We start from the raw sequence: 25316 nt of genomic DNA, 5'->3' as shown, positions 1-25316 counted from the left end.
CACATGGGGGGTACGTGCGGATTCCGGGATGTTCCGGAGACGGGCCTGTGCAGTATCGACCCCGAAGTGAACCCCTGTCAGCTCCTGCGCCGGTCTTTGTGGACCGGGATCAGCTCCTCGCGCGGTGGTGCGTGCCGAAGGCCGGGCCGGCGTACATCTCTTCGATCCACGACCCGAACTCTTCGGCGATCACGTCCCGCTTGAGCTTCATCGACGGGGTCAGGTGGCCCGCCTCCTCCGTGAGGTCCACGGGCAGGACGGTGAAGCGGCGGATCGACTCCGGGCGCGAGACCAGCTTGTTGGCCTCGTCCACCGCCCGCTGCAACGTGCTCCTCAAGTCCTCGTCGTCCAGCAGAAGTCCGGCCGGAACCGGGTGCTTGCCCCGCATTCGGCGCCAGTGCCCCACACCCTCCATGTCGAGGGTGATCAGCGCCGAGATGTAGGGGCGGGTGTCTCCGACGACCATGACCTGGGAGATCAGGGGGTGGGCGCGGAGCCAGTTCTCCAGCGGGGCCGGGGCGACGCTCTTGCCGCCCGCGGTGATCAGCATCTCCTTCTTGCGGCCGGTGATGTACAGGTACCCCTCGTCGTCCAGGTGCCCGAGGTCTCCGGTGGCGAGCCAGCCGTCACCGGCCGCGGGGGCGAGCCCGTGGCCGTGCGGGTCCCAGTAGCCGCGCAGGACGTGGGCACCGGCCAGCAGGATCTCGCCGTCCGCCGCGATCCGGACCCGGGTGCCGGGCAGGGGCCAGCCCACCGACCCCATCCGGGGCTTGAGCGGAGGCGTGACGGTGGACGCGCCGGTCGTCTCCGTCAGGCCGTAGCCCTCGTAGATCTCGATGCCCGCACCGGCGTAGAACGAGGAGAGCCGCCGGCCCAGCGGGGAGCCGCCGCAGATCATGTAACGGACCCTGCCGCCCATGGCGTTGCGGATACGGCGGTAGACCAGCGGATCGTAGAAGGTGCGGGCCGCCTTCAGCGCGGCGCCCGGGCCGGGGCCGGTGCCCGCGTGGCGGGACTCCAGCGCCTCGCCGTAGCGGCGGGCCACGCCCACCGCGCGGTCGAAGGCGGTCACCCGGCCGCCGGTCTCGGCCCGCGCGCGGGCGACGTTGAACACCTTCTCCAGCATGTACGGGATGGTGATCAGGCAGGTCGGACGGAAACTCGCCAGGTCGGGCAGGAGCTCCTCCGACTTCAGACTCGGCGCGTGCCCGAGGCGGACCCGGGCGCGGATACAGGCGACGGCGACCATCCGGCCGAAGATGTGCGACATCGGCAGGAAGTGCAGGATCGCGGCCTCCTCGTTCGTCCGCGACCGGAAGACGGGGTAGAGGAGTTCGATCGCGTTGTCGACCTCGGCGAGGAAGTTGCCGTGGGTGAGGGCGCAGCCCTTGGGGCGGCCGGTGGTGCCCGAGGTGTAGACGACGGTGGCCAGCGTGTCGGGGCTCAACATGCCCCGGCGTACGGCGACTTCCTGGTCGCCCACGTCCGTGCCGTGCTCCGCCAGCCGCTCCACATGGCCCCGCTCGATGACCCACATGTGCCGCAGGTCGGGCAGCCGGCTGAGTTCCGGGCCGAGGGACGACGCCTGTTCCGCGGTCTCCGTGACGAGGGCGACCGCGCCGGAGTTCTGGAGGATCCAACGGGCCTGGAAGACCGAGGAGGTGGGGTAGATCGGGACGGTGACCAGACCGGCGGCCCAGGCCGCGAAGTCGAGGACGGTCCACTCGTAGACCGTCCGCGCCATGACGGCGAGCCGGTCTCCGGCTGCCAGCCCGGTGGCGATCAGCCCCTTCGCCACCGCCAGTACCTCCTCGGCGAACCGGGCCGCGGTCACGTCCACCCAACGGCCGTCCCCGGTACGGCGGCTGAGGACGCGGTCCTCGGGGGCGACGCGCGCGTTGTCGAAGGGCAGCTCGGCGAGCGAGCCATGTGTCGACCACGGGACGAACGGCGGCACGGACACCTCGCGCGCCGCCCCGTCCGCGTACCGGATCTCGGGCTCCACGAGCACCGGTGTGCCGTCGTACGTCGTGGAGTGGACCGTCGCGGAGGCCGACGGGTGCGAGGTGGACACGGACGACTCCAGAGGTTCACCAAGAACGACCTGTGAAGAGTTTCCGCAGGTCAGGCAGGAGATCGTATTGCGCCCGCGTGATGGCAGGGTGAGGGTACGGCGATGGTTTGACGGGGGAGATGTGCAGCCTCGTCGGATTTCTTGCGTCCCGGACCCTACCGGACGGTATCCTGAACAATTTTCATCTTCGTCCCGGCCTGACCGTCTCGCCCGCGCCCTCTCGATATACGGGGCTTACCTCGGGTAACCTTACTTTGGAGTAAGCAAGGTGCCCAATGAGGGAGTTGGACATGGCCGACCGCTGTCTGCGCTTCACCGGCACCGCGCCCGGCCGCCTTCTCATCCGGGGGGCGTAGCGGGGATGCACTCCGACGACATGCGGGCCGAGGACGCGTGCGACGACAGCACGCGGGACGAGGGTGCGGGTGTCTCCGGTCCGGGGCGCCGTGGCCCGCGGCCGGGTGGTCTGCCGGTCGTGCTCGCCCGGCCTCCCTCCCTCGCCCCCCTCCTCGCCGCGGGCGCCCTGCGGTCCCCCTTCAAACGGCCCTCCGCCACCGCGGACTGTCCCCGGACCCGGCTGGTGCTGCCCCGGCTGCGGGTCGATCTGGCGCGGCTGGCCGCGTACGAGCGGGTGTGCGGGTTCCCGACCGGGGAGGACGCGCTGCCGGTGACGTATCCGCATGTGCTGGGCTTTCCGCTGACCATGCGGCTGATGAGCGCGCGGGACTTCCCGCTGCCGCTGCTCGGGCTCGTCCACACCTCGGTCGAGATCACCCGCTACCGGGAGCTGGCGGCGACCGGGGAGTACGAACTCACGGTGTACGTCGACGGGTTGGCACCGCACCGACGCGGTACGGAGGCCACCGTGGTCACCGAACTGCGGGCGGGCGAGGACGTCGTATGGGAGTCGGTCAGCACGTATCTGGCACGGCACCGCACGGAGACCGGGGCCGGGGCTGGGGACGGGGGCCAGGAGCAACCTCGTGAGAGGCACGGTCCGTTGCCCGGGGTCGACGAGTGGCGGCTGGCCGGGGACATCGGCAGGCGTTACGCCGCCGCGTCCGGCGACCGCAACCCGATCCACCTGTACCCGCTCACGGCCCGCCTCTTCGGCTTCCCGAGAGCCATCGCCCACGGCATGTGGACGGCGGCCCGCTGCCTGGCCGCCCACGGGACACCTCAAGCGGTGCTGATCCGGGCGGAGTTCAGGGCCCCGGTACTGCTGCCGGGGACAGTGACGTACGCGTCGGACGGGGAGCGGTTCGAACTGTGCGGCGGGGACCGCGTGCATGTGAGCGGGGGCGTGTATCCGTTCAGGCCACGGTGACCGGGGGCTCGGGGGTGTCCTGGAGGGTCCATGGCCGGCCGAGCATCAGGTTGCCCAGCCCGGCCCAGGCGAAGTTCATGAGGGTCGCGGCGGACTGCTTCGCGGTGACGCCCGGGGTGGCGTTGGCCCAGGCGGCGAGGGACTCGGCGGCGCCGACGAGGGCCTCGCCGAGGCCGGCGACCTCGCGCTCCGGCAGGTCGGGGTCACGGTGTGCCTCGCGGGCGGCGACCACGATCAGATGGGTCACGAACGCCACGATCTCCTCCCGCATCGCGGTCACCTCGGCGACGAACGCCTCACCGTGGATACGGGCCTGGAGGTGCAGCACGGACCAGCCGTGCGGGTTCTGCGCGGTGTGCGTGAAGAACGCCAGCAGCCCGTCCCAGAGTTGACGGTCGGCGGGCAGATCGGTCCGCACGCCCGTCCGGACGGCCTCGGTGAGCCTGGCCGCCTCCCGGCGGATGCACGCGGTGAACAGGTCTTCCTTGGAGTTCAGGTACAGGTAGACCAACGGTTTGGACACACCGGCGAGTTCGGCGATCTCGTCCATCGAGGCGGCCATGTACCCACGCTGCCCGAAGATCTCCACAGCGGCGTCCAGCATCTGCTGTTCCCGCACGGCACGCGGCATCCGCTTGCTCTTCACGACACCCATGCCCAAAGCGTACGGTCCGGCCCGGGGTAGGGCGCCGCACCCGGGTCAGGAGGCCTGCGGGGCCTGGCCCTGCGCGCGGGCGGCCTCGTCGACCGCCTCGTCCTCCTGGCTGCGGTTCGCCTCCAGGTTGGCCTTCATCCGGTCGACCCGCTGCACGACCTTGACGGAGGCGCGGTCACGCTCCTTGCGGAGGACCACGAAGCTGATGGGGGCCGAGATCAGCAGCGAGAGCAGGACGATCCACATGCCGTTGGAGGCGCCGAGGCCGCGGGGCGCGATGCCGGAGTAGACGAGGCCCCAGACGACCACGAGGCAGCCCACCAAGATCCCGAGGCGCATCAGCGTGTAGCGGAGCATGTCAATCCACTCTTCCGGTTCCAAAAAGGGGCACCGTCCAGTGAAGCACGCCGGACACCCGATCTTCGAAGGGGGTCAGCCCAACGGCAGCAGCATGATGACGTCGTCGCGGTCGTCACCGGGAGCGACACGGATCGCGCCGGGGATGCGGCCGACCTCCTTGTAGCCGCAGGAGCCGTAGAAACGCTCCAGGCCGAGTCCGCCGCGGCAGGTGAGCCGTACCGCCTCGATGCCCTCGAAGGTCCGGGCCTCGTCGGCCGCCGCAGCCAGCAGGTCGCGGCCGTAGCCCAGGCCCTGATGGCGGGGGTGCACCATCACCCTGTACAGCCACACCCAGTGGGTCATCAGACGGTGGGTGTTGAAGGTGAGGAACGCGGCCGCGGCGACCTGCCCGTCCTCGTCGTGGCCGACCAGGAGCCGGGCGCGGCCGTCCGCCATCGCCGCGAGGTGCTTCACCAGCTCGGGCCGGATCGCCTCCCGCTCCACCGGCGCCACGAACCCGACGGCACCGCCCGCGTTGGACACGTCCGTCCACAGGTCGAGGATCCCGTCGCGGAGCTCGGGGCCCACGGCCGGGTCGATGGTGAACGTAAGGGGCATGAATCGAGGCTAGCCATTACAACCCGGCCGCCTCAAGTCCCACCCGGCGTCACGTACGTCACCCCGACGCAGACACCTCCGAGCACCCACCCCCAGGGGCGCGGGCAACTGCGCGACCGGGCCGCAGCCGACGAACGACCACAGGCCCGTCGGCACAGACATCCTCGGCGATCTCACAGCCAACGGCCTCAGCACCCCAGGGGCACGGGGAACTGCGCACGCACCGGCCCCCGCGGCGCCGCGGCCGGCGAACGGCCTCAGAGCCGCATCGGCTGCGGCGCCTCCCGACGCCCCGCGTCCGGACCGTCGTACTCGCGGATGATCTCGTACCGCGTGTTCCGCTCCACCGGCTGGAACCCCGCGTCGCGGATCAGGTCCAGAAGGTCCTCGCGGGTCAGCTTGTTCGGGGTGCCGTAGTTGTCGGCGTCGTGGGTGATCTTGTACTCCACGACCGAGCCGTCCATGTCGTCCGCCCCGTGCTGGAGGGCCAGCTGCGCGGTCTGGACTCCGTGCATGACCCAGAAGACCTTGACGTGGGGGACGTTGTCGAACAGCAGCCTCGACACCGCGAAGGTCTTCAGGGCCTCCGCGCCCGTCGCCATCTGGGTACGCGCCTGGAGGCGGTTGCGCACCTTGCCGTCCTTCATGTCCACGAAGTCGTGCTGGTAGCGCAGCGGGATGAAGACCTGGAAGCCGCCGGTCTCGTCCTGGAGTTCACGCAGGCGCAGGACGTGGTCGACCCGGTGCCGCGGTTCCTCGATGTGGCCGTACAGCATGGTGCTCGGGGTCTTGAGCCCCTTCTCGTGCGCGAGGCGGTGGATCCGGGACCAGTCCTCCCAGTGGGTGCGGTGGTCCACGATGTGCTGCCGGATCTCCCAGTCGAAGATCTCCGCGCCGCCGCCGGTGAGGGACTCCAGGCCCGCGTCGATCAGCTCGTCGAGGATCTCCGACGCCGACATCCCGGAGATCGTCTCGAAGTGGTGGATCTCCGTCGCCGTGAACGCCTTCAGGGAGACGTCCGGGAGCGCGGCCTTCAGCTCGCGCAGCGACCGCGGGTAGTAGCGCCACGGCAGGTTCGGGTGCAGGCCGTTGACGATGTGCAGCTCGGTGAGGTTCTCGCCCTCCATCGCCTTGGCGAGCTTCACCGCCTCCTCGATGCGCATCGTGTACGCGTCCTTCTCGCCCGGTTTGCGCTGGAAGGAGCAGTAGGCGCAGGACGCCGTGCACACGTTGGTCATGTTGAGGTGGCGGTTGACGTTGAAGTGGACGACGTCGCCGTTCTTCCGCGTCCGCACCTCGTGTGCGAGACCGCCGAGCCAGGCCAGGTCGTCCGACTCGTACAGCGCGATGCCGTCCTCGCGGGTCAGGCGAACGCCCTCCCGTACCTTGTCCTCCAGCTCGCGCTTGAGCCCGACGTCCATGCCCACACCTTTCCTCGACGATCTGTCCAACCGTACGTCTACGCTTCTTCGGGCAGCTCTCCGACCCGGTTCTCCCACTTCGTGGAGAGCACGATCGTGGTACGGGTCCGGGAGACACCCTTGGTCCCGGACAGCCGCCGGATGATCTTCTCCAGGCCGTCCACGTTGTCCGCCCGCACCTTGAGCATGTACGAGTCGTCGCCCGCGATGAACCAGCAGTCCTCGATCTCGCCGAGGTCCTTCATACGGGCCGCCACGTCCTCGTGGTCGGCCGCGTCGGAGAGCGAGATGCCGATCAGCGCGGTGACGCCGAGGCCGAGCGAGGCGGCGTCGACGGTGGCACGGTAGCCGGTGATGACCCCGGCCGCCTCCAGCCGGTTGATGCGGTCGGTGACGCTGGGTCCCGACAGACCGACGAGGCGTCCCAGCTCCGCGTAGGAGGCCCGGCCGTTCTCCCTCAAGGCCTGGATGAGCTGCCTGTCCACCGCGTCCATGGGATCGAGCCTTCCGCTGAAAAAGTTCCTGAAGTGACAAGAGGTGCTGAAGTGCTGAAGTGCTGAGGTGTTGAGAGGTACTGCCGCGTGCCCTACTGACCCGCCGTGCCGCCGCCCAGTTCGCCCTGCCAGCGCCGGTACAGGCCGTGTTCGACACCCGCCGCGTCCAGCACCCGCCCGGCGACGAAGTCCACCAGGTCCTGGATGTGGGTGGCGCCCGCGTAGAAGCCGGGCGAGGCCGGGACCACGCTCGCGCCGGCGTCGTCGAGCGCGACGAGGTGCCGGAGGGTCTGGCCGTTCAGGGGGGTCTCCCGTACGGCCACGACCAGCCTGCGGCGCTCCTTGAGCGTGACGCTCGCCGCTCGCTGGAGCAGGTCCTTGGAGAGACCGAGGGCCACACCGGCGACGCAGGCGGTGGAGGCGGGGACGATCAGCATCCCCTTGCTCGGATACGACCCCGAGGACGGCCCCGCGGCCAGATCCCCGGCGTTCCAGTACCGCACGGCGTCGATGTCGACGTCGACGTCGAAGGTCGCGGGCTTGCCGTCGGCCCCCCGGGCCAGCCATTCCCGCAGGTCATCGCGCCAGTGCGCGTCCCTGAAGGAGATCCCCGTCTCGTCGAGCAGGGTGAGCCGCGAGGCACGGGAGACCACCAGGTCGACGCTCTCGCCGACGGCGAGGAGAGCGCGCAGCACGGATGCGGCATACGGGGTGCCGGAGGCGCCGGACACCCCTACGATCCAAGGCGTACGCCGCGTCTCTCCTGGCTTGGCTGGGTTCACACCCCCGAGCCTATCCGGCGTCGCAGGGCGGGAACCGGCCAAGGGGGTCCGGGCGTTCCTTGAAGGGGAAGAGTGAGTGGTGGGGGGGTGCCATGACGGGCAGGGAACTCGAGTGGTCGCACGGTGACCGTGCGAAGGCCGCGGCCAAGCTGATGGTGGGCTGGGTCGCGCTGCTGTGGCTGCTGGAAGTGGTGGACGTGGCGAGCGGTCACGCGCTCGACGGCCTCGGCATCACCCCGCGCGTCCCGTCCGAGCTGGTCGACGTCGTCCCGGCCGCCTTCATCCACTTCGGCTTCGCCCACGTGGCCGCGAACAGCGTCCCGCTGCTGGTCATGGGCTTCCTCGCGGCCCTCGGCGGCCTGCGCCGGTTCGCCGCCGTGTCCGCCCTGATCATCGTGGCCGACGGCCTGGGCGTCTGGCTCATAGCTCCGGCCCACACCAACACGGCGGGCGCGTCGGGCCTGATCTTCGGCCTGTTCGGCTACCTGCTGGTGAGCGGCTTCGTGGAGCGCCGCCCGCTGGGCGTCCTGGTCGGCCTCCTGATGGCCGCGGTCTGGGGCACATCGATCCTGGTCGGCCTGGCCCCCACCCAGACGGGCGTCAGCTGGCAGGGCCACCTGCTCGGCCTGGTGGCCGGCGTGGCGGCAGCCTTCCTATTCAAACGCCGCCCGGCCTGACCCACCCAGGGGCGCGGAACCTTCAAACACCGGTCACCCCAACCCACCCAGAGACACGGCAACCCTTCAAACACCGGTCAGCCCAACTCACCCAGGGGCGCGGGGAACTGCGCGACCAGCCACAACCCACCCGCACCCCACAACGGCCCTGCGGACCCCACGGACCCACCGGACCTCACGGTCAGACCGTCAGCCCCCGCACCAACAGATCAAGCAGCGCACACCCGAACAGGGCAATGCCGATGAACCCGTTGACACTGAAGAACGCCCTGTTCAACCGGGACAGATCATGCGGCCGCACGATCGAGTGCTCGTACACGAACGCACCCGCGACGATCATCAGGCCCACCCAGAAGAACCCCCCCGCGTCCGTCGCGACGGCGTACCAGACGAGGAGGGACATCGTCAGGAAGTGACAGACCCTGGCGCCCCAGATCGCTCCCGGGATACCGAAGCGCGCCGGGACCGACATCACCCCGACCTCCCGGTCCGCCTCCACGTCCTGGCAGGCGTAGATCAGATCGAACCCGCCGATCCAGATGCCGACCGCGAGACCGAGAATCACCGCGTCCCAGGACCAGGAACCCGTGATCGCGAGCCAGCCGCCCACCGGTCCCATCGCCTGGGCGAGACCGAGGATGGCCTGGGGGAAGTTCGTGAACCTCTTGCCGTACGGATAGACCACCATCGGGATCACCGCGACGGGGGCGAGGGCCAGGCACAGCGGGTTCAGCAGGGCCGCCGAGCCCAGGAAGACCACGACCGCGACCAGCGCGCCGGTCCACGCGTGCTTCACCGACATCGCCCCGGTGACGAGTTCACGCTGAGCCGTCCGCGGGTTCCGCGCGTCGATCTCCCGGTCGATGATCCGGTTCACGGCCATCGCGAAGGTCCGCAGACCCACCATGCAGACGGTGACCAGGAGCAGCCGCCCCCAGTGGATGTTCCCGTCCCACTCGAACATCGCGGTCAGCGCGGCGATGTAGGCGAAGGGCAGCGCGAAGACCGAGTGCTCGATCATCACCAGCCGCAGGAAGGCTTTCGTGCGTCCGGGTTGCGGGAGTGCCGCAGAGGCGCTGCTCACAGTCCGTACTCCTTCCACCGGCGGTCGACCTTCGCCGCCGTCTCCGGGTCCGGGAGGACCATGTCGGGCCAGCCGCCGTCCCGTGTGTAGCCCTCCTCGGGCCACTTCTTCGTCGCGTCGATGCCCGCCTTGCCGCCCCAGAACTGCTGGTAGGAGGCGTGGTCGAGGTGATCGACGGGTCCCTCGACCACCGAGAGGTCGCGGGCGTAGTCGGTGTTGCCCAGAGCCCGCCAGGCCACCTCGTGCAGATCGTGGACGTCGCAGTCGGAGTCGACGACCACGATCAGTTTGGTCAGGGACATCATGTGTGCCCCCCAGACCGCGTGCATCACCTTCTGCGCGTGCTTCGGGTACTTCTTGTCGATCGAGACGATCGCGCAGTTGTGGAAGCCGCCCGCCTCCGGCAGGTGGTAGTCCACGATGTCCGGCACGATGATCTTCAGCAGCGGGAGGAAGAACCGCTCCGTCGCCCGGCCGAGGGGCCCGTCCTCCGTCGGGGGGCGGCCCACGACGATCGACTGGAGCAGCGGCCGCTTGCGCATCGTCACGCAGTCGATCTTCAGCGCGGGGAACGGCTCCTGCGGGGTGTAGAACCCGGTGTGGTCGCCGAAGGGACCCTCCGGCAGCATCTCCCCCGGCTCCAGCCAGCCCTCGATCACCACCTCCGCCTGCGCCGGGACCTGGAGCGGAACCGTCTTGCAGTCCACCATCTCGATCCGCTTGCCCGCGATGAACCCGGCGAAGAGGTACTCGTCGATGTCCCCGGGGAGGGGCGCGGTGGAGGCGTACGTCACGGCGGGCGGACAGCCGAAGGCAATCGCGACCGGCAGGCGTTCGCCCCGCCGGGCCGCCACCTGGTAGTGGTTGCGGCTGTCCTTGTGGATCTGCCAGTGCATGCCGATGGTGCGCTTGTCGTGGCGCTGCAGCCGGTACAGGCCGAGGTTGCGGATCCCGCTCTCCGGGTCCCTGGTGTGGGTGAGCCCCAGGTTGAAGAAGGAGCCGCCGTCCTGCGGCCAGGTGAACAGGGCGGGCAGCTGGTCGAGGTCTACGTCGTCGCCGTGCAGCACGACTTCCTGGACCGGGGCGTTGTCGGACTTCACCTTCTTCGGCGGGACGTGCACCATCGAGCCGAGCTTCCCGAAGGCCTCGCGCACGCCCACGAAGCCGTGCGGCAGTTCGGGGCGCAGCAGCCCGCCGATCTTCTCGGAGATCTCGCCGTACGACTTCAGGCCCAGGGCCTTCAGCAGCCGCCGGTCGGTCCCGAAGACGTTCATCGCGAGCGGCATGGCGGCCCCGCGGACGTTCTCGAAGAGCAGCGCGGGACCACCCGCCTTCTGCACCCGGTCGACGATCTCCCCGACCTCCAGGTACGGGTCCACCTCGGCCTTGATCCGCTTGAGGTCTCCCTCGCGTTCCAGTGCCCTGAGCAGGGAGCGAAGATCGTCGTAAGCCATGCCCCCCAGTATCGCCGAGGCGCACCGGGGCCCGACGCCCGCCCCACCGCCCGCGCTCAGCTCCGGGCCCGCTCCAGCTCCGACTCCCGTCGCCGCAGACGGTCGCCTGCCAGGCCCGTGGCGAGGAGCGCGCCGCCGGCGGTGGCGAGGGGGACAGCGAGCACGAGGGCGGTCACGGGGCGCGGCCAGTCGCGGGCGGCAGCGCAGTGCCGCGCGTCGGCGTCGCGGTCGACGTACACGTCGTCCCGGTCGGCGAAGGCCGGGGCGGTGCAGTCCGCCTTGCCGTACTTCCCGTAGTGCACCTCGTACGGCGTGAACAGCTGCCAGGCGGCGTAGCCCCACAGGAGTACGGCCAGGCCGAGCAGCCCGATCCCCCAGCCCCGGAGCCGGTCGGTGCCTGCGCGGAAGCGTTCTTCGACGATGGCCGGATGCAAGGAGTCCTCCCCCCGTGAGTTCGCCGACGACGACCGCCGGCGATGTGTCGTGGGTATTTTGCCAAGCCGCTACCCTGACCCGTCAGGGGGCGGTCACAGGCTCCCCACAACGTTCCCAGGGGGATTTCGCGCATGCTCAGGCTGTTGATGTACCTGGTGCCGCTGGCGCTGACGATCTACGCGTTCATCGACTGTCTGAACACCCCCGAGGACGAGGCGAAGCACCTTCCCAAGATCGCCTGGGTCTTCATCATCCTGCTGTTCTGGATCGTGGGACCGATCGCCTGGCTCGCCGCGGGCAGACTGCGCACCCCGCCGGGCGGCGGCCGCACCCCGTCCGAGTGGCACCGCAACCACCGCATGGAGTACGTCGCCCCCGACGACAACCCCGAGTTCCTGAACTCCCTCAAGGCCGACAACAAGAAGGACGAGGCCCTGCTGAAGGACTGGGAGGCGGACCTGCGCCGCCGCGAGGAGGAGCTGAAGCGCCGGGAGCAGGGCGAGGGCTCCGAGGACAAGTGACCCGGACGCCATACACCTTGTAAGCCGCCGAGCCGCCCGAAGCGGACAATGCGCCCCTGGGCGGATCGGGACGCGGGCCGGACACTTACCTCGCATGACGACAGTTCCCGCCGACTCCACGACCGGCGCCCTCGCCCCCGCTTACGGTGACAAGGTCATCGCCGTCGAGACGGCGGGCTCGGAGCCCATCCCCGAGGCCGAACGCCACGGCACCCCGCTCCAGCTCCTGTGGACCTGGGCCTCCCCGAACATCGAGTTCGCGACCGTTTTCATCGGCGTGATCGCGGTCCTCTTCTTCGGCCTGAGCTTCTGGCAGGCCACGGCCGCCATCGTGCTCGGCACCGCGCTCGGCGCGCTCACCCAGGGTGTGCTGTCCCTGGACGGGCCGCGGTTCGGGGTGCCGCAGATGGTGATCGGCCGGCTCTCCTTCGGCCATCGCGGCAACATCCTGCCCGCCGCGGCCAACGGCCTGGTGGCGGGCGTCGGCTGGTTCGCGGTGAACAGCGTGAGCGCGGCCTTCGCGCTGAACACCCTGACGGGTCTGCGGCCGCTGCCGTCCCTGCTCCTCGTGGTGGCCGCCGAGATCGTGATCGGCTTCATCGGCCACAACTTCGTCCACGTCTTCGAGAAGTACGCCTTCCCGGCCCTCGCTCTGGTCTTCCTGCTGGCCGGGGTGTGGACCTTCAAGGACGCGGACCTCGGCAGCGGCGGTTCGGGCGGCGGCATCGGCGGCTTCCTGCTGGCGTTCAGCGCGGCCTGGGGCTACGCGGCGGGCTGGAACCCGTACGCCACGGACTACTCGCGCTATCTCCCCCGCACGGCGAACAGGGTCCGGACCATCGTCTACCCCGCCCTCGGTCTGTTCCTGTCCGTGTCGGTGGTCGCCGTGATCGGCGCGGCCTCGGCGACGATCGTGTCCCCGAAGGACGCCACCCCGACGGCGGCCTTCACCGGCCATCTCCCTGGCTGGCTGGGCGACTTGGTGCTGCTCGCGATCATCCTGGGCGCGGTGTCGGCGAACGCCCTCAACGTGTACTCCGGTGCGATCTCGATCGCGTCCTTCGGCCTGAACCTTCCCGCGTGGCTGAGCCGCAGCGTGCTGGTCGTGGTGTCCGGGGTCGCGGGTACGGCGGCGGCGTGGGCGTCACTCTCGGACGCGGGGGCGGCCTACGAGGCGTTCCTGCTGGTGATCGCGTACTGGGTGGCGCCGTGGCTGGGCGTGGTCCTGGTCGAACGCCTCCTGCGCTCCCGCACCCCCGACGACACCGTCGCCGCCCGCCTCACCGACCGCACCTTCACCAACTGGACCGGTCTCGCGGCCCTGTTGATCGGCGTGGCGGTCTCGGTCCCGCTCTTCTCCAACCAGGAGGACTACGTCGGCTATGTGCCGAAGCACTGGCCGTCGTTCGGCGACATCACGCCGGTGGTCGGCTTCGTGGTGAGCGCGGCGCTGTACGCGGCGCTGCGGTGGCGTTCGCCGGCGCGGAGGCCGTGACGGCCTGCTGCGCGTCGCAGGTCCCCGGCCGGGGCGAGGATTCCCTCGCCCCGGCCCTGGTCGCCTCAGTCCACCGTGATGGAGTCCAGCTTCTCCCTCAGGTACAGGTGGGAGTCGACGGGTTCGTGTGCCACCCGGCCGATCGGTGCCGGGACGGACTCGACGGTCGTGCCCGGGGTGCACTCGCCGAAGTAGACCAGGGACATCAGTTCCTCGGCGGGTGCGTCGGCCGGGGGCGGGAGTACCCGGTGTCGTCCGGAGCGCCACCGGTCTCCGGTCCAACGGGCCATCAGGTCACCGATGTTGATGGTGAAGGCGTCGGGGTCGAAGGGTGCGTCCTCCCAGCCGCCCTCGTCGGTGAAGACCTGGAGGCCGCCCTTGCCGGCCTGCCGGTCGAGGATGGTGACGGTCCCGAAGTCGGTGTGCGGGCCGATGCGGAACTGCCCCGGCTGCGGCTCGCCGACGACCTCGGTGCCCGGATACCAGTTGATGTTGAAGCCGTACGTCGGATGGTCCATGTGCCGGGAGAAGAAGTCGGGTTCGAGCCCGAGCGCCTCGCCGAGGAGGGACAGCAGCCCCTTCTCCAGCTCGCCCATCCGCTCCAGGTACTCCTCGCACAGCGACCGGAGTTCCGGCACCTCGGCAGGCCAGACGTTCGGCGCGTACCACTCGGCGTTGACGACCGGGTCCTCGAAGGGCTCGTGCGTGGCGAAGGTCAGGGACTCCTTGAGGTCGGGCGGGGTCTCCGTGCCCTCCGAGTAGCCGTTGGCCTCCGCCCCGGGGCCGAGCCAGCCGCGGCCTCCGACCTTCGCGGTGTACGGCTGCTTGACGTCCGCCGGCATCCGGAAGAAGGTCCGCGCGGCCTCCCGGATGCGGGAGCGCAGGGCGGGGTCGACGCCGTGCCCGGTGACCAGGAAGAACCCGGCCGTCTGGAGGGCCTCGTCGAGGGTGCGGGCGATGCCGGCGCGGGCCTCGGGGTCCCCGGAGAGCCAGGGGCGCAGATCGATGGTGGGGATGCGGGGCTTACTCACCAATGTCCTCATTCCACAGTTCCGGCTTCTTCTCGATGAAGTCGGTCATCATCCGGACGCACTCGGGATCGTCGAGGAGCACGATCTCCACCCCGTGCCCGGCCAGCCAGTCGTGCCCGCCGTGGAAGGTGGCGGCCTCTCCGACCACGACCCGCCCGATCCCGAACTGGCGGACCAGCCCGGAGCAGTACCAGCACGGGGAGAGGGTGGTCACCATCGTCGTACCGCGATACGACCGCTGTCGTCCCGCCGCCCGGAAGGCGGCCGTCTCCGCGTGCATGGAGGGGTCGTCGTCCTGGACGCGCCGGTTGTGGCCGCGTCCGAGGAGGGTGCCGTCGGCGCCGTAGAGCGCGGCCCCGATCGGGATGCCGCCCTCGGCGAGCCCGGTGCGGGCCTCCGCGACGGCGGTGGCGAGCCACCGCTGAGCCTGTGCCTGATCCATGTCTCCCACTCTCCTGTGGCCGAAACACGAGGGCAACGTGCGGAAAGTACTCTCCCGGCAGCCCACATCCGGACGAACTGTCGGGAGGCACGCGTGCCCGCACTCACCCTTCGCGAGATCCTTGCCCTCGATCCGGTCCGCGCCTGTGAGCCCGAGCTGCTGGCCGGACACACCGCCCTGGACCGCCCGGTCCGCTGGGTGCACTCCAGCGAGGTGTACGAGGGCGCGAACTTCCTGGACGGCGGCGAGCTGCTGCTCACCAATGGTTTCGGGCTGATGGACGCCGCCGAGGAGGTCCGCCGCCGTTACGTCCGCGAGCTGGCCGCACGGGGCGCCACCGGGCTCGCGGTGGAGGTCGGCCGGTCGCTGCCGGCGATGCCCCCCGAGGTCGTCGACGAGGCCCGCCGCCGTGAGCTGCCGCTGCTGGCCCTGCACCGGGTCGTGCCCTTCGTACGGATCACGGAGGCCGCCAACCGGGCGATCGTGGCCCGCGGTCTGTCGGGGCGTGCGGTCGTACGGCCCTGGGGCGACGACCATACGGCGGCCCTGCTCGCCGACCTCGCCGACCGGGCGGCGCTGAACCAGCCGGAGGTGGAGGCGCGGGCCGCGCTCGCGGGCTTCCACCCCGGCCCCGGCGCCCGGCTGATCGGGGTCTCCCTGCACGGCACCCGGGACGTGAGCACGGTCGACCGCGCGGTACGGCTGCTGGGCGGGGCGGGTGTGCTGCGGGCCGCGTTCCCCGGGGACGTCCTGGCGCTGCTGTCGCTGCCGGGCGCGCGCCCCGGCGACCCCGTGAAAGCGGTGCGGGAAGTCTTCCGCGAGGCCGCCGACCCCGGCCTCACGGTGGCGGTGGGTCATGCCGTCTCCGCGACCGACGGCGGCTGGCTGCGCTGGAGCGACACGCTGCGGGCGGCCCGTACGACTCTGGAACTGGCGTTGACCGTCCCGACCGCCGAGCCGGCCGTCCCCGACGGCCCCGTGGTGACCTCGTCACGGGCGCTGGCGCTGGAGCGGGAGCTGACCAGGGGTGGCCTGGACGCCAACCGGGAACGCCTGTCGGCCCTGGTCCACCACACTCTGGGCCCCCTCCTGGCCTGGGAGGCGGCCCACCCCAGCGACCTGGTCCGCACCCTGGAGACCCACCTCCGCAACGGCTGCTCCCCCACCCGCACGGCGGCCCTGCTCCACATCGGCCGCCAGTCCCTGTACCAGCGCCTGGAGCGCATCGAGTCGCTGCTGGACCTGGACATCGACGACCCGGACCTGCTCGGCGAACTCCTGACGGCGACCTGCGCCCACCGGGTGGTCCGGGGCACGGGAACCGTCGTACGGGGCGGGCTGCGGACGGTGGCGTAGGGCCCTTCTGGTCGATCTCGGTAGGAGGAGGAGCGGCGTTCGGGGTCGCGACGCCACGGAGATCCAACACAAGGGCTCTAGCGAAGGGTGACGTCGCTCGGTCCGTTGAAGGGCGCGTAGGACGTCACCGTCCTCGGGGTGCGCAGGACGTCCTCCTCGTCGAACAGCCTGCGCGCGGCCTCGAAGGACACCTCGCCGCTGACGACCGGGGCGACACGGTCGTAGAACAGGCGCGAAGGCTCCGGCAGGGGATCCCCGGGCTCGCCCTCGTCCTCGCCCCACACGTCCCACAACAACGTCTCCACCTTGTTGAGCGCGGCCAGGTCGAGCCGGATGTTCCCGGCCACGAACCGCTCCCCGTGGAAGGGGCCTTCCTGCGGTGGATGCAGGCCGAAGGTCCTCTCGTCGGCCCCGTCCTCCCGGATCGCCCGCCAGGCCTCGCCCGCGACCAGGAAGCGTGAGCGCGGGACGTCCATCGGGTCGAAGTCCGCCGGCCAGTGGGCGGTGATCCCGGGATCGGCCAGCTGGGCGTCCGCCAGCGTCCAGCCGCGTTCCTCGTCCCAGTACTCGGTGACGACGTGGTCGTGGTGGAAGCCGGTGGATCCGAAGTAGTCGGCGAAGCCGGACCGCAGCCGCGCCGGGATGCCGACGTGCCGCAGGAACGAGACGTGCAGCAGCGCGAAGTCGCGGCAGATCCCGACGAACCGGTCGCCGGGCTCGCGCCGCACGGTCAGCGGGGCGGCGTTCCGGTCGACGACGATCCGAAGGATGTCGTCGACGTAGCGGGACTCGGCGTCGTGGTGGAGGCGGTCGGCCGGATGGGTGTGGCCGAAGAGTTCGCCCTCGCCACGATGGATCATCACATCCCTTACGACGCGGGCGAGTCGGGCGGGGTCGCGTGGCAAGTCGTCGTAGAGGTGGGCGAGTTCACCGGGGTTGGAGAACGTGCTCTGGACGGCGTGGAAAGAACGGGACACGGGGGCCTCCCCAAGGCCTCAATCGACCGCGCGTTCGATTACGGGCCGGTGCGTCCCACCGTGTCAAAATTCACGGCCCCGTGTCCAGAAGGCGGCCCGTCCGGTCAGGCGTTGACCCTCAGCAGGAGCTTTCCCGTGCTCGTCCGTGCCCCCATCAGCCGGTGTGCCTCCGCCGCCTCCTCCAGGGTGAACTCGGCGGTGACCGGCAGGGTCACCGTCCCGTCGGCCACCGTCGCGAAGGCGCGCTCGGACAGGGAGCGCAGTTCGGCGGGGGCGGCCTGGGCGAGGGTGAGGATGGAGAAGCCTCCGACGGAGAGGCCCCGCGGGTAGAGCTCGGGCTGACCCACCTGCCACGGCGGGGCCCCGCTCGCGTTGCCGAAGGAGATCAGGCGGCCGTACACCGCGAGGGAGGCCAGGGAGGAGCGGAGGGTGTCGCCGCCGACCGGGTCCAGGGCGAGGTCGACCCCGCGGCCGCCGGTCGCCGCCCGCACCGGCTCCTCGAAGTCGCCGACGAACACCTCGTCGTAGCCGTGCTCGCGCGCGTGCGCCACCTTGGCCTCGCCGGACACCACGCCGTACACCGTGGCCCCGGCCCGCTTCGCCAACTGGCCCACCGCCGTGCCGATCCCGCCCGCCGCGCCCTGCACCAGGACCGTCTCCCCCGGCTGGAGCCGGCCGACGGTGTGCACGAGGGCGTACGCCGTCGGGAGAACCGACGGCAGGGTGGCCGCCGTGCGCAGGCCGAGGCCGGCCGGGAGCGCGAAGACGTTGTCCGTGCCGGCGACGACCACGTCCGCGTAGCCGCCGCCCTCGGTCAGTACGGCGCTCACCTCCTGGCCGACGCTCAGCCCGGTCACGCCCTCGCCGAGCGCCCGCACCCGCCCGGACACCTCCAGACCGGGTACGAACGGCAGCGCCGGCACCCGGTAGCCCTCCGCACGCGCCTTGAGGTCGGCGAAGTTCACCCCGGTGTACGCGACGTCGATGCTCACCCGGCCGGGGCCGGGCTCGGGCACGTCGGCCTCGACCATCTTCAGTACTTCCGGGCCGCCGTACTCCTGGATCTCGATCGCGCGCATGTCCCCACCTCAATTGTTCAACGAAAACCGAACACTCGCCAGTGTATGGTTTTCATCGAACACTCGGCAAGTGGACCAGCGGAACAGAAGGCATCCATGAGCACCCCCCGGCACCGAGCCGCCCCCGAGCACGCCCACCCGGACGATGTCCCGGTGCTCACCGCGCTCGCCGCGCTCGCCGACCCCGTCCGCCTCGCGATCGTGCGCGAGCTGGCGGCCCGGCCCGAGTGGGCCCTGGCCTGCGGCAGCTTCGACGTACCCGTGGGCAAGGCGGGCCTCAGCCATCACCTGGCGGTGCTGCGCGCGGCCGGACTCCTGGAGCAGCGGGACGAGGGGCCGAGGCGCGTCAACCGGCTCCGGCGTCCGGAGTTCGACGACCGCTTTCCAGGACTGCTGGAACTCGTGCTGCGAACAGACTCCTGACCGCTCACCTATCAACATTTTCGTAACCGAACGGACATCACGCGATCTAGTCCGAACCAACTCCCCCTCCTTACCCTGGTCTTGATACACAGCGCGCATGGGGGGAATGCGGGTGCACAGACAGCTGCACGGGCGCGGGGCACTGTTCGACACGGATCCGGCGGGGCTCGCGCCCCGGCTCGTGGGGTTACGGCCCCACCGGCACCGGGCCACGGCGGTGGAGCATCCGCAGGAGCTCCCCTTCGTCGTCCTCACCGGCAGCCGCGGCCGCGGCAAGAGCGCGGTGCTCGGCGAACTGCGGGACGCCTACAAGGGGCACACCCCGGTCGCCCTGATCGACTGCGAGGCCGCCGAGTTCACGGCACCGCCCGCGGGCCGGGACACCGAGGCCTGGTCGCCGGTGTCACAGGCACTGCTGGTGATCGCCGAGCAGCTCGCGGAACCGGTGACCGGCGCGGGCCGGATCACCTTCCCCCGGCTGATGTCGGGCCTGGTCGCGGTCGCCGCGGGCGGCTGGCGGGACGCCGACTCGGAGCGGATCCGGCGCGAGGTCGAGCGGATCCTGCTGCTGAACGAGAGCGGGTCGTGGATCGCCGGGTTCGCCGGACGCTGGGCCGGGCGGGTCGCCGCCAACGTGGCGGCGGCGGCCACCGGGACCGGGCCGCTGCTGTCCTCCGCCATCGAGGCCACCCTGGAGTCCATCTCCGACAGCTTCGTGCACCGGCGTCAGCAGCGGGCCGCGACCTGGTGGCGGGACTACCCCAACGCGAGCCGCAACGCCCGGCGCGGACTCATGCTGCTGTCCGGGCACTTCAGGGCCGGCGGCACCTCACGCGAGCACGCCGAGCGCCATCTGGTCCGCGCCCTGCTCGCCGACCTCACCGACGCCTACACCGGCATGATGCCCCGCATGCAGCGCCTGGGCCGCCCGCTCGTCCTCGTCGACAACGCGCAGTGCGCGCCGGGACCCGGCCTCACCGACCCCGTCCTCAGAGACCGCTCCGAGGGCATCGCCGACCAGGTCGTCTTCATCACCGCGCTGCGCGGCTCCGGCCGGCCCGCCCTGCGCAACGCCGTACGGCACACCCTTCCCGAGGTCGCCCGGCGCAGCGACTGGACGCCCGACCCCGCGTCCCCCTCCTCCCGCGCCCTGCTGGTCTCGCTGCCGCCCCTGACCGCCGACGACACCCTGCACATCGTCGACGAGCACCAGGTGCCGCCTCAACTCCCGTACGCCATCCACCGGTTGACCGGCGGCAACCCGCTGGGCATCGTGCTGCTCACCGAGTCCGCCGCGCAGAACAGCACAGCGTCCCTCGGGGAGCTGCTCACCTCGGACGTACGGCTGCACGAGGACCGCGACGGGCGGTCCGCCTACGTCGAACTCCTGGACCGGCTGGTGCCCGCCGACCGGCTGGAGGAGCTGACGGTGCTGGCCGCCGCCCACGACCACGACTCCGCCACCGCGCTCGCCGAGGCTCTCCTGCCCGACGACTTCGGCCCGGCGGACGTACGGGCCCTGCAGACCCGGCTCGTCCAGGAGGGGCTGCCCGAGGAGCCGGGCCGGTTCGTCGGCGACCCCTTCGTGCGGACGCTGCTGCTGCTCCGGCTGCACCACCGGGCCGCCGACCACGGACAGTGGCGCGAGGCGCACGAGACACTGATCGCGCACTACGCTCCCACGGACCCCGCCGGGGCCCGCTACCGCCTGCACCACGAACTCGCCCTGGGCACCACGGAGTCGGCCGTCTCCCACCTGCGCGACACGTTCACCGACCTGGACACCCGCAGCTGGCTGCGCACCCTGCGGTTCATCGCCTCGGCGCCCTACTTCCACGCGCACGACGCCGACGGCCACGACTTCGACGCCCGCGACGACCGGCGCGCGGCGATCGCGCTCGGCCGCACGGACGCCGCGCAGCGGGTGCCGGACGGCGTGAACCCCGTACTGCATCTGCGGATACGGCGGCTGCTGCACGCCGTGTGGCAGCTGACCGATCCGCTGGCGCTGCCCGACCCGAAGGTCTGCGACCGGCTGCGTTTCGAGCTGGAGCAGCTGTCCAACCTGCGCCCGGCCGGCAACGCGCTGCTGTGGCGGGCCTCCCGGGACTGGCCCGAGGACGCGCTCGCCGGGCGCGCGCTCAGGGTCCCGGACGACGACGAGGGGGAGGCGTGATGGCCGGCAGGGGCTTCGGAACGTGGCTGCGTGAGGGCGTGTGGGAGATTCCGCTGCGCCGCTACCTCGCGATCGTGCTCGGCGTGGCGGTGCTGGCGGGCCTGGTCGTCGGCGTCCGCACCCTCGCCCACGACGACCGCTCCTGCGCGGCCGGCGTCGTGCGGCCCGAGGGCAGCGACGAGTGCGTGGGCGTCTCGGCCACCGCCTACGACTGGGGCCGGGCCCCGCTTCGGCCGGTGGCGCGGGCGATCGACCGCGAGAACAGGTCCATCAAGGGCCCCTACGTCACGGTCGCGCTCCTGGAGCCCTTCACCGCGACCGACGCCGACAACCTCGGTGACGTCCTGCACGAGATGCAGGGCGCGTACCTGGCGCAGTACCAGGCCAACCACCAGTCCAACGGCACCGTCCCGGCGATCCGGCTGGTGCTCGCCAACCCCGGTGCCACAGGCGCCCATTGGGAGCACACGGTCGACCAGCTGGAGGGCATGACCGGGGCGAAGGACCGGCTGCGGGCGGTCGCCGGCGTCGGCCTGAGCACCGCCAACAACAAGCGGGCCGTGACCGCCCTGACCGCCCGCGGCATCGCGGTCGTCGGCACCTCCATCACCGCCGACAACCTCGCCAACGGGCAGAACGGCAAGGACCCCTTCCCCGGACTCGCCCGGGTCTCCCCCACCAACACCGACGAGGCCCGCGCGCTGACCTCCTTCGCCCAGGTCGCGGCCGACAAGGCGGTCCTGGTCCACGACGAGAAGGCCGACGACCAGGACAACGGCGACCCCTACTCGCTGACCCTGCAGCGCTCGTTCGAGAAAATGCTCAAGGGGTCGCCGTACGCCCCCTGGTCGTTCAACCCGCCCGACGACCGCAGCCAGGACGGTTCCACCGCCAACGACTTCGAGCAGATCACGCACCTGGTCTGCGACACGGACGCCGGCACCGACACCATCCTGTTCGCCGGACGGCACACCCAGCTGCGCCAGTTCATCAACGCGCTCGGCGAACGCGGCTGCCAGAAACGGAAGTTCACCCTGCTCACCGGCGACGAGGCGTCCTACCTCACCGGCGACAAGGACCTGCACCGGGACGCCCTGAACCGCAACCTCACCGTCCGCTACACCGCCCTCGCCCACCCGGACGCCTTGGTCAAGTCACCGCCCGCGACCGGGGGTTCGGCCGCCGACGCGAAGGTCCTGCAGGAACTGGTGCGCGCGGGCCAGGGCAACAAGGTGGGCCCGATCGGCACGGTCGACCTGGAGGACGGCCAGCTGATCATCGCCTACGACGCGATGCGCCTGACGTACCAGGGCATCCGGTTCGCGAAGGGCACCAAGGACATCCCCACGCTCGAAGAGGTCCGCAACGAGTGGCGGCTCATCAAGGGCACCCAGCAGCGGGTCGACGGAGCGAGCGGCTGGATCTGCCTCGACAACCACGGCAACCCGTACGACAAGGCCGTACCGGTCGTGGAACTGACCCCGCAGGGCACCGCCCGCTTCGTGAAGATCGCCTGGCCCGAGAAGAAGCCGCCTGCGAAGGAGTGCCTGCCGCCGTCGTAGCGCATGACGCGCGCGCGTACGGCGAAGGCCGGTTCCGGCGACGAGCGTCGCCGGAACCGGCCTTCGGCGGTACGGGGCTCAGACGCCCGCGTAGGAGTGCTTGCCGGTGACGAAGATGTTGACGCCGTAGTAGTTGAACAGCCAGCAGCCGAAGGCGATCATCGCCAGGTAGGCGGCCTTGCGGCCCTTCCAGCCGGCGGTGGCACGGGCGTGCAGGTAGCAGGCGTAGGCGACCCAGGTGATGAACGCCCAGGTCTCCTTCGGGTCCCAGCCCCAGTAGCGGCCCCAGGCCGACTCGGCCCAGATCGCGCCCGCGATGATCGTGAACGTCCACAGCGGGAAGACGGCCGCGTTGACCCGGTAGGAGAACTTGTCCAGGGTCGCGGAGGCGGGCAGCCGCTCCAGGAACGAGGTGGCGAACCGGCCCGGTGTGCCACCACTCGCCAGCTTGCTCTCGTACGAGTCCTTGAACAGGTACAGGATCGTGCCGACGGCGCCCACGTAGAAGACCGCGCCGCACAGGATCGCGGTCGAGACGTGGATGTACAGCCAGTACGAGTGAAGAGCGGGAACCAACTGGTCACTGGCGGTGTACAAGACAGTGACGGCGATGCCGAGATCGAGGAGGACCGTCGTGATCAGGAACAGGCCGAGCCAGCGGACGTTCTTCTTCAGCGCGAGCAGCGCGAGGTACACGCCGACGGCGACCGTGGAGAAGGTGATGTTGAACTCGTACATGTTGCCCCAGGGGGCCCGCTCCACCGAGGCCGCACGGGCGACGACCCCGGCGAGCTCGACGAGAAAGGCGAGCACGGTGAGGGACACGGCGATACGGCCGTAGAGATCGCCCTGCTCGTCCCCGCCGTGCGCCCCGGGCCCGTCGGGCACGTCCCGCGCCCCGGCCGCCGCCCGCACCACGACCTGCGGCCGCTCCAGTACGGCGGTGCTGCCGCCCTGGCTCACGGTGACGGCCGGCGCCTTGGCCTTGCCGGCGGTGCCGGTGAGCGCGGCGGCGGTCCGGGCGACCTTGCTGCGGCTGCCGAGGAGCCATTCGGCGATGTACGTGAAGAAGGCCAGGGTGTAGACGGCCATCGAGGAGTAGATCAGCGTGTTGCTGATGTTGGCGAGGTGTTCGTTGGTCGCGGTGGCCAACTCGGTTGCGGCGGCGAGAGTCACTTCGTCTCAGCCCCTTCGGAAGGTACGACTCGGGGTTCGGGGGTGGTGTCGTCGTGCGGTGGGTCTTCGTCGGGGCCGGGCGCACCCGGTGCCTGGTCGTACAGGATTGCAGCGAGGTCGCCCAGCTCCTCGGGGAGCTTGGCCGACTCGCTGCGGCCGAGGCCCGCCATCTCGACGACCGTGACGCCGTCGGCGCCGCGCACCGCGCGGACCCAGACCCGGCGGCGCTGGATGAAGAGGGAGGCGGCGAGGCCGAAGATCGCGGTGAGGGACCCGGCGAGGGCCCAGTCGGTGCCGGGCTGCTGGACGACCTGGAAGTTCGCCCACTGCTTGGTGCTCTCGTAGGTGACCGACCCGGCGCCGTCGGGAAGCTGCATGGTCTGGCCGGGCTTCAGGTTCTCCCTGAGCTGGGCGCCCTTGGAGTCCTTGAACCCCTTCACATGCGACTTGTCGAGCTGGTACACGCTCTGCGGGATGCCCGAGTCCACACCTAGGTCACCGTGGTACGGCGTCAGGTTGAGCACCGGGTTGTTCAGCGCGGGAAAGGTGGACGCCGTCTCGCTGCCCTTGGTGTAGGTCGGCAGGAAGAAGGCCGAGATGCCCAGCTGTTCGCTGAGGCCCTTGGCGTTCTTGTAGCCGTCGAGGACCTTGACCACACCGGTGGAGGTGACGTTGGAGTCGAGCGGCAGCATCGCCACGGCGTCGCTGTAGACGACGTTGCCCTTGCCGTCTCGGACCGTGATGACGGGCGCGTAGCCGTGGGCGGTGAGGTAGACCTTCGCGTCGCCGATCTCCAGCGGCTCGTTGACCTTGACGAGGGTCTTGCGGTCCTTGCCGTAGGCGCCGTCGCTGTAGGTGAGGGCGGCCTGGTAGAGGCGCGGGGTGCCCGTGTTGGGGCCGCTGGTCTCGTAGGTGCCGGTGAACTTGTTCAGGGTGAAGCTGAACGGCACCAGGTCGTCGGTGCTGAAGAGGTTCCCGGACTTGAAGTCGTCGTACTGGGTGAGGGTGTTGGCGAAGCCGTCGCCCTCGACGACGAGTTTGTTGCCCTCGGACTTGAAGAGCTGGCCCCAGGCGAAGGCGGTCAGCATCACGATGAGCGCGATGTGGAAGGCGAGGTTGCCGATCTCGCGGAGGTAGCCCTTCTCGGCGGCGACGTTGTCACCGGCGAGGTGGGCGCGGAAGCGGCGCTTCGTCAGCAGGGTGAGCGCGGCCTCGCGGACCTGCTCGGGCTCGGCCCCGGTGCGCCAGGTGGTGTAGGCGGGCAGCCGGGTCAGCCGCTTGGGGGCGCCCGGCGGGCGGCTGCGGATCTGGCCGACGAACTGCCAGGTGCGGGGGATGATGCAGCCGATGAGGGAGACGAACAGCAGGATGTAGATCGCGCCGAACCACACCGAGCTGTAGACGTGGAAGAGGCCGAGCTTGTCGTAGACGTCCCCGAGGGTGGGGTTGTTCTTGACGAAGTCGGCGACCTTCGTGGCGTCGGTGCCGCTCTGCGGGATCAGCGAGCCGGGGATCGCGCCGAGCGCCACCAGCAGGAGCAGCAGCAGCGCGACCCGCATCGAGGTCAGCTGGCGCCAGAACCAGCGGGCCCAGCCGATCACCCCGAGGGCGGGCATGTTCAGGGACTCCGCGGGCGCGGTGGACAGCTGGGAGCCGGCGGCACCGAGGTCCTGGTCACCGACGGGAGCGTCAGGGGCGTCGGGTGTGGTCTTGCTCAT

General features: G+C 70.7%; 24 protein-coding genes. 8 read left to right on the top strand and 16 right to left on the bottom strand.

The window, feature by feature from the left end:
* Positions 1 to 109: 109 nt before the first annotated feature.
* The gene (locus OHT57_RS29255) at positions 110 to 2074 is read right to left on the bottom strand and encodes an AMP-dependent synthetase/ligase (protein ID WP_328749532.1); all 1965 of its coding nucleotides are present in this window, start codon (positions 2072 to 2074) and stop codon (positions 110 to 112) included.
* A gap of 361 nt (positions 2075 to 2435) precedes the next feature.
* Here OHT57_RS29255 and OHT57_RS29250 point away from each other — a divergent pair, with 361 nt between their 5' ends.
* Complete coding sequence (locus tag OHT57_RS29250) at positions 2436 to 3401, top strand: MaoC family dehydratase (RefSeq protein WP_443053497.1); 966 nt, start codon at positions 2436 to 2438, stop codon at positions 3399 to 3401.
* Here OHT57_RS29250 and OHT57_RS29245 read toward each other — a convergent pair.
* The 6 genes from OHT57_RS29245 to OHT57_RS29220 form a co-directional block, all read right to left on the bottom strand.
* On the bottom strand, positions 3388 to 4056 hold the full coding sequence (locus tag OHT57_RS29245; RefSeq protein WP_328749531.1) for a TetR/AcrR family transcriptional regulator: 669 nt from the start codon (positions 4054 to 4056) through the stop codon (positions 3388 to 3390). The genes OHT57_RS29250 and OHT57_RS29245 overlap by 14 nt on opposite strands.
* 45 nt (positions 4057 to 4101) lie before the next feature.
* Complete coding sequence (locus OHT57_RS29240; RefSeq protein ID WP_328749530.1) at positions 4102 to 4413, bottom strand: DUF4229 domain-containing protein; 312 nt, start codon at positions 4411 to 4413, stop codon at positions 4102 to 4104.
* 75 nt (positions 4414 to 4488) lie between these two features.
* Positions 4489 to 5013: a GNAT family N-acetyltransferase gene (locus OHT57_RS29235; protein ID WP_328749529.1), complete on the bottom strand. Its 525-nt coding sequence runs from the start codon at positions 5011 to 5013 to the stop codon at positions 4489 to 4491.
* A gap of 257 nt (positions 5014 to 5270) precedes the next feature.
* Positions 5271 to 6434, bottom strand: coding sequence for an aminofutalosine synthase MqnE (mqnE, locus tag OHT57_RS29230; protein ID WP_328749527.1), 1164 nt, complete (start codon positions 6432 to 6434; stop codon positions 5271 to 5273).
* Between the two features lie 38 nt (positions 6435 to 6472).
* Positions 6473 to 6928 carry an Lrp/AsnC family transcriptional regulator gene (locus tag OHT57_RS29225; protein ID WP_328749526.1) on the bottom strand — a complete coding sequence of 152 codons (456 nt, stop codon included), beginning with the start codon at positions 6926 to 6928 and terminating at the stop codon, positions 6473 to 6475.
* 92 nt (positions 6929 to 7020) lie between these two features.
* Entirely contained in the window at positions 7021 to 7710 is a 690-nt protein-coding gene (locus OHT57_RS29220) for a UbiX family flavin prenyltransferase (protein ID WP_328749524.1), read from the bottom strand.
* A 92-nt stretch (positions 7711 to 7802) separates the two neighbouring features.
* Between OHT57_RS29220 and OHT57_RS29215 the strand changes: the two genes are divergently transcribed.
* A complete protein-coding gene (locus OHT57_RS29215) occupies positions 7803 to 8387 on the top strand; it encodes a rhomboid family intramembrane serine protease (protein ID WP_328749523.1) in 585 nt (194 codons plus the stop codon).
* A gap of 181 nt (positions 8388 to 8568) precedes the next feature.
* Here the strand turns inward: OHT57_RS29215 and mqnP are convergent, their stop codons facing one another.
* The 3 genes from mqnP to OHT57_RS29200 are packed head-to-tail and all read right to left on the bottom strand — an operon-like array spanning position 8569 to position 11359.
* Positions 8569 to 9471 carry a menaquinone biosynthesis prenyltransferase MqnP gene (mqnP, locus tag OHT57_RS29210; RefSeq protein ID WP_328749522.1) on the bottom strand — a complete coding sequence of 301 codons (903 nt, stop codon included), beginning with the start codon at positions 9469 to 9471 and terminating at the stop codon, positions 8569 to 8571.
* A complete protein-coding gene (locus OHT57_RS29205) occupies positions 9468 to 10925 on the bottom strand; it encodes a menaquinone biosynthesis decarboxylase (RefSeq protein WP_328749521.1) in 1458 nt (485 codons plus the stop codon). Before OHT57_RS29205 ends, mqnP begins: the two co-directional genes overlap by 4 nt.
* Before the next feature lie 56 nt (positions 10926 to 10981).
* Positions 10982 to 11359, bottom strand: coding sequence for a hypothetical protein (locus tag OHT57_RS29200; protein WP_328749520.1), 378 nt, complete (start codon positions 11357 to 11359; stop codon positions 10982 to 10984).
* A gap of 132 nt (positions 11360 to 11491) precedes the next feature.
* Between OHT57_RS29200 and OHT57_RS29195 the strand changes: the two genes are divergently transcribed.
* Together OHT57_RS29195 and OHT57_RS29190 are read left to right on the top strand one after the other, a co-directional pair.
* Entirely contained in the window at positions 11492 to 11881 is a 390-nt protein-coding gene (locus OHT57_RS29195; protein ID WP_328749519.1) for a PLD nuclease N-terminal domain-containing protein, read from the top strand.
* A 94-nt stretch (positions 11882 to 11975) separates the two neighbouring features.
* Positions 11976 to 13376 carry a purine-cytosine permease family protein gene (locus OHT57_RS29190; protein WP_328749518.1) on the top strand — a complete coding sequence of 467 codons (1401 nt, stop codon included), beginning with the start codon at positions 11976 to 11978 and terminating at the stop codon, positions 13374 to 13376.
* Between the two features lie 65 nt (positions 13377 to 13441).
* Here the strand turns inward: OHT57_RS29190 and OHT57_RS29185 are convergent, their stop codons facing one another.
* Complete coding sequence (locus OHT57_RS29185) at positions 13442 to 14419, bottom strand: isopenicillin N synthase family dioxygenase (protein WP_328749517.1); 978 nt, start codon at positions 14417 to 14419, stop codon at positions 13442 to 13444.
* Positions 14400 to 14849 carry a nucleoside deaminase gene (locus OHT57_RS29180; protein ID WP_328749516.1) on the bottom strand — a complete coding sequence of 150 codons (450 nt, stop codon included), beginning with the start codon at positions 14847 to 14849 and terminating at the stop codon, positions 14400 to 14402. The genes OHT57_RS29185 and OHT57_RS29180 overlap by 20 nt, the downstream gene beginning before the upstream one ends.
* A 93-nt stretch (positions 14850 to 14942) precedes the next feature.
* On the opposite strand from OHT57_RS29180, the gene OHT57_RS29175 reads away from it, so the two are divergent.
* On the top strand, positions 14943 to 16205 hold the full coding sequence (locus tag OHT57_RS29175) for a PucR family transcriptional regulator (protein WP_328749515.1): 1263 nt from the start codon (positions 14943 to 14945) through the stop codon (positions 16203 to 16205).
* 77 nt (positions 16206 to 16282) lie between these two features.
* Here OHT57_RS29175 and OHT57_RS29170 read toward each other — a convergent pair whose 3' ends face one another.
* Both OHT57_RS29170 and OHT57_RS29165 read right to left on the bottom strand, forming a co-directional pair.
* On the bottom strand, positions 16283 to 17182 hold the full coding sequence (locus OHT57_RS29170; protein ID WP_328749514.1) for a transglutaminase-like domain-containing protein: 900 nt from the start codon (positions 17180 to 17182) through the stop codon (positions 16283 to 16285).
* Between the two features lie 104 nt (positions 17183 to 17286).
* Complete coding sequence (locus tag OHT57_RS29165; protein ID WP_328749513.1) at positions 17287 to 18261, bottom strand: quinone oxidoreductase family protein; 975 nt, start codon at positions 18259 to 18261, stop codon at positions 17287 to 17289.
* 96 nt (positions 18262 to 18357) lie between these two features.
* Between OHT57_RS29165 and OHT57_RS29160 the strand changes: the two genes are divergently transcribed.
* The 3 genes from OHT57_RS29160 to OHT57_RS29150 all read left to right on the top strand — a co-directional run bounded on the left by OHT57_RS29160 (position 18358) and on the right by OHT57_RS29150 (position 22422).
* Positions 18358 to 18684 carry an ArsR/SmtB family transcription factor gene (locus tag OHT57_RS29160; RefSeq protein ID WP_328749512.1) on the top strand — a complete coding sequence of 109 codons (327 nt, stop codon included), beginning with the start codon at positions 18358 to 18360 and terminating at the stop codon, positions 18682 to 18684.
* A 106-nt stretch (positions 18685 to 18790) separates the two neighbouring features.
* A complete protein-coding gene (locus OHT57_RS29155) occupies positions 18791 to 20860 on the top strand; it encodes a hypothetical protein (protein WP_328753361.1) in 2070 nt (689 codons plus the stop codon).
* Positions 20860 to 22422: a hypothetical protein gene (locus OHT57_RS29150; RefSeq protein ID WP_328749511.1), complete on the top strand. Its 1563-nt coding sequence runs from the start codon at positions 20860 to 20862 to the stop codon at positions 22420 to 22422. The genes OHT57_RS29155 and OHT57_RS29150 overlap by 1 nt, the downstream gene beginning before the upstream one ends.
* A gap of 78 nt (positions 22423 to 22500) precedes the next feature.
* Here OHT57_RS29150 and ccsB read toward each other — a convergent pair whose 3' ends face one another.
* Both ccsB and resB read right to left on the bottom strand, forming a co-directional pair.
* A complete protein-coding gene (gene ccsB / locus OHT57_RS29145) occupies positions 22501 to 23598 on the bottom strand; it encodes a c-type cytochrome biogenesis protein CcsB (RefSeq protein ID WP_328749509.1) in 1098 nt (365 codons plus the stop codon).
* Positions 23595 to 25316 carry a cytochrome c biogenesis protein ResB gene (gene resB / locus OHT57_RS29140; protein ID WP_328749508.1) on the bottom strand — a complete coding sequence of 574 codons (1722 nt, stop codon included), beginning with the start codon at positions 25314 to 25316 and terminating at the stop codon, positions 23595 to 23597. Before resB ends, ccsB begins: the two co-directional genes overlap by 4 nt.

Source organism: Streptomyces sp. NBC_00285 (assembly GCF_036174265.1).
Classification (GTDB): domain Bacteria; phylum Actinomycetota; class Actinomycetes; order Streptomycetales; family Streptomycetaceae; genus Streptomyces.
This window is presented reverse-complemented; position numbering and strand designations above follow the sequence as displayed.

Coding starts and splice junctions, on each gene's coding strand:
- OHT57_RS29180 (WP_328749516.1), bottom strand. CDS start 14,849: ATGGATCAGGCACAGGCTCAGCGGTGGCTCGCCACCGCCGTCGCGGAG.
- mqnE (WP_328749527.1), bottom strand. CDS start 6,434: ATGGACGTCGGGCTCAAGCGCGAGCTGGAGGACAAGGTACGGGAGGGC.
- OHT57_RS29190 (WP_328749518.1), top strand. CDS start 11,976: ATGACGACAGTTCCCGCCGACTCCACGACCGGCGCCCTCGCCCCCGCT.
- OHT57_RS29240 (WP_328749530.1), bottom strand. CDS start 4,413: ATGCTCCGCTACACGCTGATGCGCCTCGGGATCTTGGTGGGCTGCCTC.
- OHT57_RS29250 (WP_443053497.1), top strand. CDS start 2,436: ATGCACTCCGACGACATGCGGGCCGAGGACGCGTGCGACGACAGCACG.
- OHT57_RS29195 (WP_328749519.1), top strand. CDS start 11,492: ATGCTCAGGCTGTTGATGTACCTGGTGCCGCTGGCGCTGACGATCTAC.
- OHT57_RS29245 (WP_328749531.1), bottom strand. CDS start 4,056: ATGGGTGTCGTGAAGAGCAAGCGGATGCCGCGTGCCGTGCGGGAACAG.
- OHT57_RS29160 (WP_328749512.1), top strand. CDS start 18,358: ATGAGCACCCCCCGGCACCGAGCCGCCCCCGAGCACGCCCACCCGGAC.
- OHT57_RS29215 (WP_328749523.1), top strand. CDS start 7,803: ATGACGGGCAGGGAACTCGAGTGGTCGCACGGTGACCGTGCGAAGGCC.
- resB (WP_328749508.1), bottom strand. CDS start 25,316: ATGAGCAAGACCACACCCGACGCCCCTGACGCTCCCGTCGGTGACCAG.
- OHT57_RS29205 (WP_328749521.1), bottom strand. CDS start 10,925: ATGGCTTACGACGATCTTCGCTCCCTGCTCAGGGCACTGGAACGCGAG.
- OHT57_RS29150 (WP_328749511.1), top strand. CDS start 20,860: ATGGCCGGCAGGGGCTTCGGAACGTGGCTGCGTGAGGGCGTGTGGGAG.
- OHT57_RS29165 (WP_328749513.1), bottom strand. CDS start 18,261: ATGCGCGCGATCGAGATCCAGGAGTACGGCGGCCCGGAAGTACTGAAG.
- OHT57_RS29155 (WP_328753361.1), top strand. CDS start 18,791: ATGCGGGTGCACAGACAGCTGCACGGGCGCGGGGCACTGTTCGACACG.
- OHT57_RS29185 (WP_328749517.1), bottom strand. CDS start 14,419: ATGAGGACATTGGTGAGTAAGCCCCGCATCCCCACCATCGATCTGCGC.
- OHT57_RS29235 (WP_328749529.1), bottom strand. CDS start 5,013: ATGCCCCTTACGTTCACCATCGACCCGGCCGTGGGCCCCGAGCTCCGC.
- OHT57_RS29225 (WP_328749526.1), bottom strand. CDS start 6,928: ATGGACGCGGTGGACAGGCAGCTCATCCAGGCCTTGAGGGAGAACGGC.